The 15121-nt window shown below is 42.9% G+C and carries 17 protein-coding genes and 1 tRNA gene; 14 read left to right on the forward strand and 4 right to left on the reverse strand.

Annotation, left to right across the window (positions count from 1 at the left end):
* Positions 1 to 48 precede the first annotated feature (48 nt).
* From thrS to rplT, 4 genes are all read left to right on the forward strand, one after another.
* Positions 49 to 1998 carry a threonine--tRNA ligase gene (gene thrS / locus ECHVI_RS16665; protein WP_015267190.1) on the forward strand — a complete coding sequence of 650 codons (1950 nt, stop codon included), beginning with the start codon at positions 49 to 51 and terminating at the stop codon, positions 1996 to 1998.
* Between the two features lie 89 nt (positions 1999 to 2087).
* Positions 2088 to 2639, forward strand: coding sequence for a translation initiation factor IF-3 (infC, locus tag ECHVI_RS16670; protein WP_015267191.1), 552 nt, complete (start codon positions 2088 to 2090; stop codon positions 2637 to 2639).
* Between the two features lie 24 nt (positions 2640 to 2663).
* On the forward strand, positions 2664 to 2858 hold the full coding sequence (gene rpmI, locus ECHVI_RS16675) for a 50S ribosomal protein L35 (protein WP_015267192.1): 195 nt from the start codon (positions 2664 to 2666) through the stop codon (positions 2856 to 2858).
* A 109-nt stretch (positions 2859 to 2967) separates the two neighbouring features.
* Positions 2968 to 3312, forward strand: coding sequence for a 50S ribosomal protein L20 (gene rplT, locus ECHVI_RS16680; protein WP_015267193.1), 345 nt, complete (start codon positions 2968 to 2970; stop codon positions 3310 to 3312).
* 419 nt (positions 3313 to 3731) lie between these two features.
* Here rplT and ECHVI_RS23380 read toward each other — a convergent pair whose 3' ends face one another.
* Positions 3732 to 3887 carry a GIY-YIG nuclease family protein gene (locus ECHVI_RS23380; protein ID WP_083891983.1) on the reverse strand — a complete coding sequence of 52 codons (156 nt, stop codon included), beginning with the start codon at positions 3885 to 3887 and terminating at the stop codon, positions 3732 to 3734.
* Between the two features lie 62 nt (positions 3888 to 3949).
* Here ECHVI_RS23380 and ECHVI_RS16690 point away from each other — a divergent pair, with 62 nt between their 5' ends.
* Positions 3950 to 4144, forward strand: coding sequence for a hypothetical protein (locus ECHVI_RS16690; protein ID WP_015267194.1), 195 nt, complete (start codon positions 3950 to 3952; stop codon positions 4142 to 4144).
* Here the strand turns inward: ECHVI_RS16690 and ECHVI_RS16695 are convergent.
* Together ECHVI_RS16695 and ECHVI_RS16700 are read right to left on the reverse strand one after the other, a co-directional pair.
* A complete protein-coding gene (locus tag ECHVI_RS16695) occupies positions 4130 to 4396 on the reverse strand; it encodes a GIY-YIG nuclease family protein (protein ID WP_015267195.1) in 267 nt (88 codons plus the stop codon). The two genes, ECHVI_RS16690 and ECHVI_RS16695, sit on opposite strands and share 15 nt — an antisense overlap.
* Before the next feature lie 182 nt (positions 4397 to 4578).
* Positions 4579 to 4652: transfer RNA gene (locus ECHVI_RS16700), tRNA-Met, on the reverse strand.
* Positions 4653 to 4796: 144 nt separating this feature from the next.
* Between ECHVI_RS16700 and ECHVI_RS16705 the strand changes: the two genes are divergently transcribed.
* The 8 genes from ECHVI_RS16705 (at position 4797) to bshB1 (ending at position 13598) form a co-directional block, all read left to right on the forward strand.
* Positions 4797 to 5192, forward strand: a complete 396-nt coding sequence (locus ECHVI_RS16705) for an START-like domain-containing protein (protein ID WP_015267196.1) — start codon at positions 4797 to 4799, stop codon at positions 5190 to 5192.
* Between the two features lie 84 nt (positions 5193 to 5276).
* The gene (locus ECHVI_RS16710; RefSeq protein WP_015267197.1) at positions 5277 to 7088 is read left to right on the forward strand and encodes an LptF/LptG family permease; all 1812 of its coding nucleotides are present in this window, start codon (positions 5277 to 5279) and stop codon (positions 7086 to 7088) included.
* Positions 7089 to 7169: 81 nt separating this feature from the next.
* Complete coding sequence (rpsO, locus tag ECHVI_RS16715; RefSeq protein WP_015267198.1) at positions 7170 to 7445, forward strand: 30S ribosomal protein S15; 276 nt, start codon at positions 7170 to 7172, stop codon at positions 7443 to 7445.
* Between the two features lie 108 nt (positions 7446 to 7553).
* Positions 7554 to 9695, forward strand: a complete 2142-nt coding sequence (gene pnp / locus ECHVI_RS16720; RefSeq protein ID WP_015267199.1) for a polyribonucleotide nucleotidyltransferase — start codon at positions 7554 to 7556, stop codon at positions 9693 to 9695.
* An 83-nt stretch (positions 9696 to 9778) separates the two neighbouring features.
* Entirely contained in the window at positions 9779 to 10642 is an 864-nt protein-coding gene (locus ECHVI_RS16725) for a sigma-70 family RNA polymerase sigma factor (RefSeq protein WP_015267200.1), read from the forward strand.
* A gap of 194 nt (positions 10643 to 10836) precedes the next feature.
* Positions 10837 to 11781: a thioredoxin-disulfide reductase gene (gene trxB / locus ECHVI_RS16730; RefSeq protein ID WP_015267201.1), complete on the forward strand. Its 945-nt coding sequence runs from the start codon at positions 10837 to 10839 to the stop codon at positions 11779 to 11781.
* Positions 11782 to 11787: 6 nt separating this feature from the next.
* Complete coding sequence (locus ECHVI_RS16735) at positions 11788 to 12819, forward strand: M23 family metallopeptidase (protein WP_015267202.1); 1032 nt, start codon at positions 11788 to 11790, stop codon at positions 12817 to 12819.
* Positions 12820 to 12881: 62 nt separating this feature from the next.
* Complete coding sequence (gene bshB1 / locus ECHVI_RS16740) at positions 12882 to 13598, forward strand: bacillithiol biosynthesis deacetylase BshB1 (RefSeq protein ID WP_015267203.1); 717 nt, start codon at positions 12882 to 12884, stop codon at positions 13596 to 13598.
* Between the two features lie 169 nt (positions 13599 to 13767).
* Here the strand turns inward: bshB1 and pdxH are convergent, their stop codons facing one another.
* Positions 13768 to 14403, reverse strand: coding sequence for a pyridoxamine 5'-phosphate oxidase (pdxH, locus tag ECHVI_RS16745; RefSeq protein ID WP_015267204.1), 636 nt, complete (start codon positions 14401 to 14403; stop codon positions 13768 to 13770).
* Between the two features lie 96 nt (positions 14404 to 14499).
* On the opposite strand from pdxH, the gene ECHVI_RS16750 reads away from it, so the two are divergent.
* Positions 14500 to 15069: a YqgE/AlgH family protein gene (locus ECHVI_RS16750; RefSeq protein WP_015267205.1), complete on the forward strand. Its 570-nt coding sequence runs from the start codon at positions 14500 to 14502 to the stop codon at positions 15067 to 15069.
* The last annotated feature ends 52 nt before the right edge of the window (positions 15070 to 15121 follow it).

Below are 15121 nucleotides of genomic sequence, written 5' to 3' on the forward strand. Positions count from 1 at the left end.
ACCTGTTTGTAAAGGTGTTTTGTTCCATATTTAGTATAACAATTTTAAATGTCTGACAACTTGATTAACATTACACTGCCAGATGGGTCAGTAAGGCAGTATGAAAAAGGCACTACCGGCTTACAAATCGCGCTTAGTATCAGTGAGGGATTAGCACGGAATGTCCTGGCCGCCAAAGTCAACGGAGAAGTTTGGGATGCCACGCGCCCCATTTCCCAAGATGCTGAGGTGCAATTATTAACCTGGAATGACAAGGAAGGAAAATCCACTTTTTGGCATTCTTCTGCCCACCTATTAGCTGAGGCATTGGAAGCGCTTTATCCAGGCGTGAAGTTTGGCATCGGCCCGTCCATTGAGACTGGATTTTATTATGATGTGGATTTTGGCGACAAGCAAATTGACGGAAATGAGCTGGAGACCATAGAAAAAAAGATGGTCGAGCTCGCCAAACAGAAAAATGAATACATCAGAAAAGATATTTCAAAGGATGATGCCATTGCTTATTTTGAAGACAAGGGAGACGAATACAAGCTTGACCTGATCGAAGGATTGGAAGATGGCAAGATCACCTTTTATGAGCAAGGCAATTTTGTAGACCTTTGTAGAGGGCCGCATGTCCCGAACACCGGTTTTGTCAAAGCCGTAAAACTGATGAACATCGCCGGCGCATATTGGCGTGGCGATGAAAACAATAAAATGCTTACCCGAATCTATGGGGTGTCTTTCCCGAAAGCCAAAGAGCTTAAGGAATACTTGGCCATGGTAGAAGAAGCCAAAAAGCGCGACCATAGGAAGCTGGGAAGAGAATTGGAGCTGTTTACTTTCAGCGAAAAAGTGGGCATGGGATTGCCGCTTTGGTTGCCGAAGGGAACCTTGCTGCGGGAAAGATTGGTAAACTTTTTGAAGAAAGCACAGGATAAATCCGGTTACCAACAAGTGGTAACTCCTCATATTGGCCACAAGGCATTATACGAAACCTCTGGCCATTATGAAAAATACGGAAAGGATTCGTTTCAGCCGATAGCCACTCCCCATGATGGAGAGGAGTTTTTGCTTAAGCCCATGAACTGCCCTCACCATTGTGAAATCTATAAGCATAAGCCCAGGTCGTATAAAGATCTACCGATTCGCTATGCGGAGTTTGGGACTGTTTATCGATATGAGCAAAGTGGTGAACTTCATGGATTGACCAGAGTAAGGGGCTTTACTCAGGACGATGCCCATATTTTCTGTCGTCCCGATCAGGTGAAAGAAGAGTTTATCAAAGTCATTGACTTGGTGCTATATGTATTCAAGGCATTGGGATTTGATGATTACACCGCCCAGATATCCCTTCGGGATCCAAAAAATAAGGAAAAATACATCGGAGGAGACGAAGCATGGAACAAAGCTGAAGCAGCGATTGTTGAAGCTGCTCAGGAAAAGGGACTTCAGACCGTCACCGAGCTGGGAGAAGCAGCTTTCTACGGGCCGAAGTTAGACTTTATGGTAAAGGATGCCCTTGGTAGAAGCTGGCAGCTGGGAACGATCCAAGTGGATTATCAATTGCCAGACCGTTTCCAATTGGAATATGTGGGATCGGATAACCAAAAGCATCGTCCTGTGATGATTCACCGGGCGCCATTTGGTTCATTGGAACGTTTTGTGGCGGTGCTGATCGAGCATTGCGCAGGTAACTTCCCGCTTTGGTTATCACCGGATCAAATAAATATTTTACCAATTTCCGAGAAATTTATCGATTATGCCAATACCGTTCAGTCGTTGTTGGATGAGAACGATATCGCAGGTTCTATAGACAACAGAGACGAAAAAATCGGTAGGAAAATCAGGGATGCAGAAGTGAAAAAAGTGCCTTTTATGCTTATAGTCGGTGAAAAAGAGCAAGAAGAAGGCAAGGTGTCCGTACGGAAACATGGTGAAGGAGATTTGGGAAGTTTTACACCAGAAGATTTCGTAAAGTACTTCAAAAATATTATTTCGGAATCATTGAGTAAATAAAAATAAAAGCTAAAAAAGAATCGGTATTTTAATAATTAAAAAAATATCCGATATTTGCAGTCAAATTCATTCAATCAACCATAACTATTTTGAGAGGAAGAAAACCGTTTAAACCGAGACGAGAAGAACCATATAAAGTAAACCAAAAGATCCGAGCCCGAGAGGTACGGGTAGTAGGGGATTTTGTAGAAGGGGGCAATGTAGTCATGTCTACAGATGAAGCCATCAAGATTGCCCAACAGCAAGATCTTGATCTCGTCGAAATTTCTCCAAACGCTAATCCGCCTGTATGTAAGGTGATTGATTATGCAAAATTTAAATATGAGCAGAAGAAGAAGCAGAAGGAAATCAAAGCCAATGCTGCCAAGACTGTTCTAAAAGAAATCAGGTTCGGTCCGAATACGGATGACCATGATTTTGACTTTAAACTGAAGCATGCCATTAACTTTCTGAAGGATGGGGCAAAAGTAAAGGCTTACGTTCATTTCGTCGGCCGATCAATTGTCTTCAAGGAAAGGGGAGAGATGCTGCTGTTGAAGTTTGCCCAGTCACTGGAGGAATACGGTCAGGTAGAACAACTTCCCAAAATGGAAGGAAAGCGGATGAATATGTTTGTTGCTCCTAAAGCAAGTAAGAAATAATTTCAACAAATATAATACAGTGTTATGCCTAAAGTAAAAACTAAATCAAGTGCAAAAAAACGATTCAAATTATCTGGATCAGGGAAAATCAGAAGGAAGCATGCTTACAAAAGCCACATCCTGACGAAGAAAGCGACCAAGAGAAAGAGAAATCTTACCAAAATGGGCGAAGTTCATGAGTCAGATGTGAACAGAGTAAAAGACATGTTGAGAATCTAATTTTCGACAAATTATCATTTAAGGTTATTTATTCACCAGATGCTTGGTCTTTAAAAAGTGCGGAAGAATAGAATTCTAATGCCACCAAGAGTCAAAAAATCATCAAATTATGCCAAGATCAGTAAACGCAGTAGCGTCAAGAGCAAGAAGAAAGAAAGTATTAAAAGCTACCAGAGGTTACTTCGGAAGAGGTAGCAACGTATGGACCGTAGCCAAAAACAAATACGAAAAAGGTTTACAGTACGCGTACAGGGATAGAAAAGCGAAGAAGAGAGAATTCAGAAAGCTTTGGATCCAGCGTATCAATGCCGGTGCCAGAGAACATGGCATTTCTTATTCACAATTTATGGGGATGTTGAAAAAAGCGGAAGTTGAGCTGAACAGAAAAGTGTTGGCCGACTTAGCCATGAATCATCCAGAGGCATTTAAAGCTGTAGTTGAAAAAGTAAAGTAAGGTGCACTAACTTACGATACCTGAAAGCCCCTCCTAGGAGGGGCTTTTTTGTTGCCTAATATTTTTTTGATCAAGCATGGTGATATGCTAAATTTCACTATATTACAACAAGCGTAACGCTAAAAAATCGCACGATTTCCTCGATTAGGGAGTGAAATGAGCGAAACATCCTGAAAGATAATGCTTTAGGTTCAGTTCCGGTTTTAAGGAATTGATAGACGTTGAGTATCAATTTGTCCTCAGGATAGGACAATAACTGGTAGTTAAAGCCTGTAGATTTGTGAGGGTAATGGAGATTACTTGAGGCAATTAAAATAGATTGAAGGGGAGATATAATAATAAGGCAGGAATTGAAAGAAGGGGTGTTGATATTATCGGTTATACGTTTTGTTATTGCCCATCATAACCAAATTCCTTTCCTATCCCGCTTTAAGTTCCTTTTCACGACGCAATGCATTGGATTTATGGTGGAAGTATTCCACATGGATCATTATCCAGGGCCTGTACTTGACGGTAAACCCTTTTTTGGCAAAGGAATTATGTGAATGGAAGCGATTGATCAAGTCGGAAGTCATTCCGGTATAGGTTTTCCCATAGGAGGGAGAGAATAAAAACGTAAACTGAAAAAAGCGGAGTCATGTCAGAAAAGATAAAAAAGAAGAACAAAAGAAAAAAGGCTCCCAAAATGGAAGCCTTGCATGAGTTTGGTGCGGCAGTATCATCTGATACATTCGCGGCGGATAAGAATCCTGCGCATATTGTAGCGAGGACGGGAGTTGAACCCGAGTCCGCCGCGGCGGATATGAATCCTGCAGCGCTAATTCGTGTATAATGGTAGGATGTGTTGTTTAATCCATTCCCTGCCTTTGCCGGATTTAAGTTCCTTTTCACGACGCAATGCATTGGATTTATGGTGGAAGTATTCCACATGGATCATTATCCAGGGCCTGTACTTGACGGTAAACCCTTTTTTGGCAAAGGAATTATGTGAATGGAAGCGATTGATCAAGTCGGAAGTCATTCCGGTATAGGTTTTCCCATAGGAGGGAGAGAATAAAACGTAAACTGAAAAAAGCGGAGTCATGTCAGAAAAGATAAAAAAGAAGAACAAAAGAAAAAAGGCTCCCAAAATGGAAGCCTTGCATGAGTTTGGTGCGGCAGTATCATCTGATACATTCGCGGCGGATAAGAATCCTGCACATTTTGTAGCGAGGACGGGAGTTGAACCCGAGTCCGCCGCGGCGGATATGAATCCTGCGCATTTTGTAGCGAGGACGGGAGTTGAACCCGTGACCTCAGGGTTATGAATCCTGCGCTCTAACCAACTGAGCTACCTCGCCATTTAATTCAAAAGAGGAATAAAAGGCCTTGGTTAGTGGCCATCCCCTTGCTGAATGGGAATGCAAATATGTAGGCTTATACCGTTAAATGCAAGTGTATAGGACGAAAAAAGTTAATTTTTTACAGAATTAAATTTTAAAGATATGGTTAAGAATAAGTTTGTGGCTGACTATCAGATAAATGCTTCCAAAAAAATTATTTTCCCTTATATAAGTACCGCCAGCGGACTTTCGGAATGGTTTGCGGATGATGTCAGCATTGATCAGGACAAGAATTTTCATATAGAATATGATGGTGTGGACCATTATGCGAGGATCGTGGCCATTAGGACCAATCACTCGGTTAAGTTTGAGTTTTTCGATCCCAACATGCCAGAGGAAGAGGACTACTCTTTTGTCGAATTCAGGTTGGAAGAAAATGAACTTACCCAGACGCTGTTTTTGAAAGTGATCGATTATAGTGATGGTTATGATGAAGATGAGCAAGAAAAAATCTGGGAGGGGCTTATCATGACCCTCAAGGAAATAATAGGTGGATAAATAGCGTGATCATTATCATTTTTCATTTAATATGATGAACTTAGTGGTTTCATATTACGTGAATACTGGTGGTTTATACGCCTCATGAAGAAATTAGATAAATTGATTTTAGGGTCCTTTATCGGCCCATTTTTATTAACATTCATAGTAGTAGATTTTATTCTGCTGACGGTCAATATGCTCAAATATTTCGATGAGATCTTTGGTAAAGGATTGGGATTCGGAGTATACATGGAGTTGATCAGTTATTTTGTGATTTCAATATCTCCAATGGCACTGCCCTTGGCTGTCTTGCTTTCTGCACTGATGACTTTTGGCAACCTGGGAGAGCATTTCGAGTTGACAGCCATAAAAAGTAGCGGTATATCGCTCTTGAGGGCCTTAATGCCCATTGGTGTGTTTGTTCTGGTACTTTCTTTCGCCGCATTCTATTCGAACAATTACTTGGTGCCCAAAGTAAACTTAAAAACCTTCAGCTTACTTTACGACATCAGGATGAAGTCACCCGCCTTGGACATTAAAGAAGGCGTCTTTTACAATGGCATGCCAGGCTATAGTATCAAGGTAAATGAAAAAATCGATGACGTACGGCTTCGGGATGTCATTATTTATGATCATACCGCAAATAGTGGAAATAATTCCCTTATTCTTGCTGATTCGGGTAGGATGGAGCCGTTTTTTAATGACCGCTACATGAAGCTTACCCTTTACAGTGGGTATAATTATAATGAAGAGAATCCAAGGAGGGGCATCAGGGGAAAACCTGCACCGTTTACCCGAACGAAGTTTGATGTCAATGAAATCGTCTTTAGCCTGGATGCTTTTGAGATGAACAGGACCCCTGAAAAACTATGGTCTTCAAACAGGTCCATCAAAAACATCAGCGAGATCAAGATGGATGTGGACAGCATGTCCAATCAGCTGGTGAACTATCAATACTATAATTATGCGCAATTAAAATCGGCATATTCCTTTTTTACAAAGCAAAGGGAAATCGAAATCCCAGCGGACTTGCAGCGAAAAAAGGCGATAGTGGATTCGTTGAAGACCTTGCAATGGAAGGAAAAAAGGGAGAAAGAGCAAGAGAAGGGAGGGCTTTCCCGGCTTTCCAATTCTCCCGAAGAGGAGGGGGAAGATGGGCAGCTAGAAAGGAATCCCAATGAACGTGAAATCACTGTCAATGATACAAAAGGAGATGTCCATCCGGTGGACTCCGAAGTACAAAGTGATGCTTCCGAAGAACGTCTCAATGATACACTTGCCGAAGAGCAGGCACCCGCTGAAACACCAAAGGTGGACAGTGCTTCCAGAAGAAAAGCAGAAACGCTGATCACTGAAAGGAAAGCAAGGGAAGAAGCGATAAAAAGCGCTTACAAGAAATTCACGGAGGTACAGGTAGCAAAAATCGATTCAGTGTTGGCAGCAGGGAACTATATGAACAGGGCTGCTACGATCGGTTTACAGAGTGCGAGGACGCTTAAAAATAACTTTAGCAGCAACCAAGGGAACGTAGAAAATCTGGCCCGTGAAAAAAGGCGGTTCCAAATTTCCTGGTACCAAAAGTACACCCAGGCATTTGCCTGTGTGGTGATGTTCATGATTGGGGCACCTTTAGGAGCGATCATCAAAAAAGGAGGATTGGGGATGCCTGTGTTGGTGTCGATCATTTTCTTTATCATCTTTTATATGTTGACCATCACTGGAGAAAAATGGGCCAAAGAGGGCATGGCCAATCCACTCTTTGGAACGTGGTTCTCCAATCTAGCTTTATTGCCCATTGGCTTTTTCTTTTTACGCCAGGCGCGAAAAGATGCGCGGATATTCGAATCCGATGTGTATTATGCTTTTGTGGAACGTATTAAGCGTCGTTTTAACATAAAATCACGTAAAAAGTGATTAGGTGTTTTACTATTAGAAATAATCCTTCTATCTTTGTAGCTGCTTTAAATATTCATAAAAAACTAATTTTAGCTAAGCATGTATTTAACTACAGAGAAGAAAGAAGAGCTGTTTAAGAATCATGGTCGGTTAAAATCTGAGAAAGACACAGGATCTCCTGAGTCTCAGATTGCGCTATTCACTTACAGAATCAAGCACCTGACCGATCACTTAAAAAGCAACAAAAAAGATCACTCTACAAGATTGGGTCTTTTGAAATTGGTAGGTAAGCGCAGATCCCTATTGAACTATCTTTACAAGAATGACATTGAAAGATACAGGGCGATCATCGCTGACTTAGGATTACGTAAATAAGATTGACGTGAGGTTCCCTGAATTGGGAACCTTACTTTTTTTGATTTCCCCCTTTATTTAAACCTTACTTTTATAACTTATCAAAAGATTTATTCTTAAAGAGAACGTATGTTACCAAATGTAATTTCAAAAACTATCACCCTTGAGGATGGTAGAGAAATCATTATTGAAACCGGTGCATTGGCCAAGCAAGCAGACGGAGCTGTCGTTGTGAAAATGGGCAATGCGATGCTATTGGCGACCGTCGTTTCAAAAAAAGAAGCTGGTGAAGGGGTGGATTTCCTTCCCATGTCAGTGGACTATCAAGAAAAATTCGCAGCATCAGGAAAAATTCCCGGGGGATTTTTAAAACGAGAAGGAAGGCTTTCCGACTATGAAATCCTGATCAGCCGTATCGTGGACAGGGCCATCCGGCCGATATTCCCTGATGACTATCATGCTGACACTCAGATCATGATCACCCTGATGTCATCCGACACAGAAGTACTTCCGGACTGTCTGGCTGGACTTGCTGCTTCAGCAGCGCTGGCCGTTTCGGATATTCCATTTAATGGCCCCATCTCAGAAGTGAGGGTGGCAAAGATTGATGGAGAATTGGTCATCAATCCATCACCTACTGCACTGGAGAAAGCCTCTTTAGAGTTTATCGTAGCGGGTTCCTTGGACTATATCCTTATGGTAGAAGGTGAAGCGGACGAGATCTCGGAAGATGAGATGGTAGAGGCCATGCAATTTGCGCATGAAGAAATTAAAAAGCACTGCCAAGTGCAAAATGAGCTTACCAAGCTTGTAGGCAAAGAGCAAAAGCGTGAATATTGTCACGAAAAAGAAGACAAAGCGCTGTTTGAAAAAATGAGGGCTGAGCTTTATGACAAGTGCTATGAGGCGGTCAGCAAGCAAGTTCCCAATAAAACAGAAAGAAGTGAGGCCATCGATGCCATCAAAGAAGCTTTCGTAGAAAGTTTGGGAGAAGAGCACGAATATGAGGAAGACCTTATTGGTCCATATTTCAAGAAAATTCATAAAGAAGCTGCCAGAAACCTTACCCTTGAGGAGAAGAAACGTTTGGACGGAAGGAAATTGGATGAGGTAAGGCCAATATGGTCTGCGGTAGATTACCTGCCTTCAGCCCATGGATCTGCGGTATTTACCAGAGGGGAAACCCAGTCTGTAACCACTTGTACGCTCGGCACCAAGCTGGATGAGCAAATGGTGGACGGTGCCGTGATTTCTGGTTACAATAAATTCTTCCTTCATTATAATTTCCCTGCATTTTCTACCGGAGAGGTAAGGCCTAACAGAGGTCCTGGCAGGAGAGAAGTGGGGCATGGAAACTTGGCCATGAGGGCCTTGAAGAAAGTACTTCCAGGAGAAGATCAAAACCCATATACCATTCGTGTCGTATCAGATATATTGGAGTCAAACGGTTCCTCATCCATGGCGACGGTATGTGCGGGTTCACTTGCGATGATGGATGCCGGGATTCCTATCAAGGCACCTGTAACCGGGATTGCGATGGGCATGATTTCAGATGCACAGACAGGAAAGTATGCAATTTTGTCCGATATCCTTGGTGATGAAGATCACTTGGGTGATATGGACTTTAAGGTAACTGGTACTGAGAAAGGCATTACGGCTTGTCAAATGGACCTTAAGGTGGAAGGACTGGATTATAATGTCCTTAAAGAGGCATTGTATCAAGCAAAAGATGGAAGGCTACACATTTTGGAAGAAATCAGCAAGACCCTTGCGGCTCCTAAGCCTGATCTGAAGCCACATACGCCAAGGTCTTACAATATGACCATTCCTAAGGAGTTGATCGGTGCGGTGATTGGTCCAGGTGGCAAGGTAATCCAAGAGATCCAAAAAGATACTGGTGCGACTATTGTTATCGAAGAAGTGGACAATGCTGGGAAGATCAACATTTTCTCCAACAACCAAGAATCCATGGACAGTGCCATCGGTCGTATCAAGGCCATCGTAGCGCAGCCTGAAATAGGAGAGACCTACACTGGTAAAGTGAAAAACATTATGCCTTTTGGTGCGTTTGTAGAGTTCATGCCAGGTAAAGACGGGTTGTTGCACATCTCTGAAATCAAGTGGGAAAGACTTGAAAACATGGATGGTGTTTTAGAGCCGGGCGAAGAAATTATGGTGAAACTCATCGATGTCGATAAGAAAACGGGTAAATTCAAGTTATCCAGAAAGGCATTATTGCCAAAACCAGAAAAATCTGGGAAAAAAGATTAAATTATCGAGTCAATTGTTAAATTGAACTTATTTAAGATTAAAATCTGTTATAAGTAAGTCCTAACAAAAAAAGAAATTCCTGAATGAGGCAGCTTAAAATTAGCAAACAGATCACAAACCGAGAGAGTCAATCTCTCGATAAATATCTACAAGAGATTGGTAAGGTAGACCTTCTTACAGCAGATGAGGAGGTGGTACTGGCCAAGCGAATCCGTGAAGGTGATCAGCTTGCTCTTGAGAAATTAACAAAAGCAAACTTGAGGTTTGTGGTATCTGTGGCCAAGCAATATCAAAACCAAGGTTTGTCATTAGGTGATCTAATCAATGAAGGAAACTTGGGGCTTATCAAAGCGGCACAGCGTTTTGACGAGACCAGGGGCTTTAAATTCATCTCTTATGCCGTATGGTGGATTCGTCAATCCATTTTGCAGGCTTTGGCGGAGCAATCACGAATTGTGAGACTACCGCTAAACCGTGTAGGATCCCTTAACAAAATCAGTAAAACGTTCAGTGAGCTCGAACAACGCTTTGAGCGGGAGCCTTCACCTGAAGAATTGGCTGAGGTGTTGGAGGTGACTGCTGGAGAAGTGGTGGACACCATGAAGATCTCCGGTCGTCATGTTTCGATGGATGCACCATTTGTTCAAGGGGAGGAGAACAGCCTTTTGGATGTGCTGGAAAATGATGGGGAGGAAAAGCCTGATGATGGCCTGATGAATGATTCCCTTCGAAAAGAAGTTCAGCGCGCACTTTCTACCCTTACCCAGCGGGAAGCGGATGTCATTACGCTTTACTTTGGGTTGAATGGAGAGCATGCGATGACCTTGGAAGAGATTGGAGAGAAGTTTAACCTTACCAGAGAGCGTGTGCGTCAGATCAAGGAAAAAGCGATCAGAAGATTGCGCCATACTTCCAGAAGTAAGACGTTGAAACCTTATTTGGGATAAAATACACCGAACTTAGCAAAAAAGGGGCTTTAGCCCCTTTTTTTATGTACATTATATTGTCAGGATTTTGTCACCCAAATACCCTGTTTTTTCAATCCGGTATTTAATTTTCCTTTTAGGGAATTTTAACATAGGGAAGCTTTGTTAAAAAAATTAAAATTCTAAAATTTGCCAACCAAAAAAACCATTGGTCAATGAATAAAGAAGCAGAAAAGATTAAAGTGCTCATTGTAGGATCAGGTCCTGCAGGATATACAGCAGCCATTTATGCCTCACGAGCGGGATTGAGCCCAGTACTTTATACCGGAGGCCAGCCTGGAGGTCAGCTGACCATTACGAATGACGTAGAGAATTACCCGGGATATCCGGATGGAGTGATGGGGCCCCAGATGATGGAGGATTTCAAAAAACAAGCCGAGCGCTTCGGTACTGATGTGCGATATGGCTTGGTGACTGCAGTGGACTTTTCCACCGGTCCCCATAAAGTAATCGTGGACGATAAAGACGAGATTTTGGCGGATACCGTTATCATATCTACCGGAGCATCGGCTAAATGGCTAGGACTTGAAAGTGAAACCAAACTGAACGGCAAAGGGGTGTCCGCTTGTGCTGTTTGTGATGGATTTTTCTTCCGTAATCAAAAGGTGGCCATTGTCGGTGCAGGAGATACCGCCTGTGAAGAGGCTTCCTATTTGGCCAATATTTGTGAAAAAGTATACATGCTCGTTCGTAGGGATGAAATGAGAGCTTCGCAAATTATGCAGAAGCGGGTAACCTCCAATCCGAAAATTGAGATCCTTTGGAATACCGAAACAGAGGAGATTTTGGGCGAGGAAGAAGTGACCGGAGTTCGCGTTAAGAATAACCAAACGGGTGAAGAGCAGGAATTAGAAGTTACAGGTTTTTTCGTGGCCATCGGCCATAAACCGAATACCGATATCTTCAAGGATTTCTTGGATATGAACGAAGCTGGTTATATCAATACCCAACCCGGTAGTACCAAGACCAATATCGAAGGGGTGTTTGCATGTGGCGACGCCCAAGACCATGTTTACAGGCAGGCGGTAACAGCTGCTGGTACTGGATGTATGTCAGCTCTGGATGCGGAGCGTTTTCTCGCAGAAAAAGAGTTGGCATAGGAGAGAATGGGCATCAGAATAATCATTTTACTTGTTACACTAAATCTGTGCGTGGGCTTATCCGAAGCATGCGCACAGATTTTTCCTAAAATCATAAAAAAGGACAAGGCCCCAGCAGTAAAGGTGCCTGATGCCCGTAATCTGCAGACTTTTGATGTAGAGGAATACCTCTATAATTTACAAAAAGGAACCGACTCCCTGATTTACCAAGACCGCGTAGACCTTCGCAGGAGGCTATCGACAGTGAGTGAGGATACCTTATCCCTGATATGGGCACCTACCCACCAGCTGGCCCAAGTTTCAGAAAAAATACAAATCGACAGCATTTGGGTCACGGCCTATGAATATTATTCTTCATGGGACAGTCAGCGAATTGATAGCTATGGTTTTGACCCAAAGGGATTCAAGGATACCGTGATGATCAAGCTCTATGATCCCTTTCACGGAACCAATTGGAGCAGTCCGCTAAAAGAAACCAAAATCAATTCAGAGTTTGGATTCAGAAGGTATCGATGGCATCACGGTACAGATCTGGACCTGAACAGGGGCGATCCTGTTTACAGCGTCTTTGATGGTATCGTAAGGATGCGTTCGTATGATCGGTACGGTTATGGGTATTATGTGGTAGTGAGGCATAAAAATGGGCTGGAAACCCTATATGGCCACCTTTCCAAGTATAATGTGGCCGTGGGACAGGAGGTTAAGGCCGGCGAAGTGATCGGTTATGGCGGGAGTACAGGAAGAAGCACAGGCCCGCACCTTCACTTTGAGGTGCGTTATCAAGGTTTGTCCATCAACCCAACAGAATTATTTGATTTTTCTGTGGGAAGGCTGAAAAACTCCGTGTATGCCGTTACAGCGGGAAGCTTCGAACATATTATTAAAATGCGCCAAGCCGTTTATCACCGTGTGCGGAGTGGGGAAAACCTCAGCGTAATCGCCAACCGCTATGGTACTTCTGTTCGGCATATTACGAGACTAAACAATATTTCTTCAAAGTCCATCCTCCGTGTGGGCCAAAGATTGCGGATCAGGTAAACTTTTTGGGTAGGTTTTGGTGTTTCAATTCAGTTTTATTGTAGAAACCATATTAATTGAGCATGAAATTAGATATACTGGTGATAGCAGCTCACCCTGATGATGCTGAGCTATCTTGTTCTGGAACGATCGCTGCCCACATCAAAGCCGGGCATAAAGTGGGCGTTTTGGATCTCACAAGAGGGGAGATGGGCACACGAGGAACGCCCGAAATCAGATTGGAAGAATCTGCCAGAGCAGCTGAATTGCTGCAGTTGTCCGCGAGGGAAAACCTTGGTTTTCGGGATGCTTTCTTCAAGGATGATGAAGCCCATCATTTGGAGGTAGTGAAAATCATCCGTAAATATCAACCAGACATCGTGCTTGCCAATGCGATCAGCGATCGCCACCCTGACCATGGAAAAGGAGGGGCTTTGGCTACCAATGCATGTTTTATCAGTGGGTTAAGAAGGGTGGAGACTGTACTGGATGGCGAGGCTCAGGAAGCTTGGCGTCCCCAGTACGTTTACCATTACATCCAAAACAATTATATAAAGCCTGATTTTGTTTTTGATATCTCTGATTTTTGGGAAGATAAGTTGGCCAGTATAAAGGCATTTAAGTCGCAGTTTTATGACCCGAATAGCGACGAGCCGGAAAGTTTTATCAGTAGTAAAGAGTATTTTGATTTTGTGGAAGCCAGGGCCAGGGAGTTTGGTCACATGATCAATGTGAAATACGGGGAAGGGTACACCGTCGAAAAGACCATCGGCGTTACGAACCTGTTTGACCTTAAATAAGCATTGGACCAGTTTGGGGCAATGCCAAAAGCAGCCTGTGTTCGAGGCCTTTTCCTCATGCAATACCGAAAGAGAATGGGGAGGATTTTCCGTTTCGGTGTAGACGGACAGTTGTTTTGAAGGGATATCCTCCTTGGTCGTATGACCAAAAGATTGGCACCTTAAAGCATTAGGGTGCCAATCTGCTTTTTTCCCACTTCCCTTTATCGTCGAGAGAATAAACGATACGATCATGAAGACGGGATTGACGGCCTTGCCAAAATTCTACCCGATCGGGTACCAAGCGGTATCCTCCCCAATGCGGAGGGCGGCGTAAAGGTTCTTGCTCAAATCGCACTAGCATTTTCTTCTCCGCTTGTTCCAGAAAATCCCTGTTAGGAATCTGTTGGCTTTGTGGAGAGGCCCAAGCACCGATTTGACTTCCCCTTGGCCTGGAGAGGAAATAGGTGTCCGATATCGCTTCACTGACTTTTTCTGTTTTTCCCTCGATCCTAATTTGTCGCTGAAGTTCCGGCCAGAAAAAAGTAAGGGCGGCGAAGCGGTTTTGCGCCAGCTCATGACCTTTATTGCTTGCATAATTGGTGTAAAACACAAAGCCTGAATCCACCCCTTTTAGCAATACAATCCGTGCACTTGGCCTGTTTTCGGCGTTCACCGTGGCCAAGTTCATGGCGTTAGGCTCATTGACTTTTGCGTGTACTGCTTCATCGAACCATAATTGAAATTGAGCCAATGGTGATCCTTCCAGCTGGTTGACATTTAAAGACTTAAGCAAATACTCAGTTCTAATCGATGCTAAATCCATAATAAAATCAGAATATTATAATCATAAAAGTACTATTACTAATTGCATTTATGAAATTTTGACCTATATTAAAAGTTGAATACCAAGAATATTTTGATGGAGGAAAAAAAGCACATAAGTCCCCAGTCCGGTCAATTACTCATATCAGAGCCGTTTTTGCAGGATGAAAATTTTGTACGGTCGGTGGTATTGCTGTGTGAGAGCAATGAAAATGGATCGTTTGGCCTTGTATTGAACAAATTGTCCATCCTGAGGATTAAGGATTTGTTGGATGAACTTGAATTTCTCGATATGGAGGTGTTTGTGGGTGGGCCCGTGGAGCAAAATACCCTTCATTTTATTTATTGGGGGGATCCTGTGATTGAAGGCAGTGTGCAATTGGCGAAGGATTTATATTGGGGAGGAAATTTCGAGGAATTTGTCTTGAAGTATAAGGCAGGTCAGCTCAATTTGGATCATTTTCGGTTCTTTATTGGATATTCCGGCTGGTCCAGTGGTCAGCTTGAAGAGGAGCTGTCTGAAAAGACTTGGATAATTTGTGAAGATATAGATGCCGAGGCCATTTTCACTTCCTCGCCAGACGACCTTTGGCGGGTGGCTTTGAGGAATATGGGAGGTGATTTTCAAGTGTTGGCAAATTATCCTATCGACCCAAGATTAAATTAAATTATTTATTACTTTTGTTTATAGCATATTTGGAAAGATGTACTCATAGCAT

It is taken from the genome of Echinicola vietnamensis DSM 17526 (assembly GCF_000325705.1).
Classification (GTDB): domain Bacteria; phylum Bacteroidota; class Bacteroidia; order Cytophagales; family Cyclobacteriaceae; genus Echinicola; species Echinicola vietnamensis.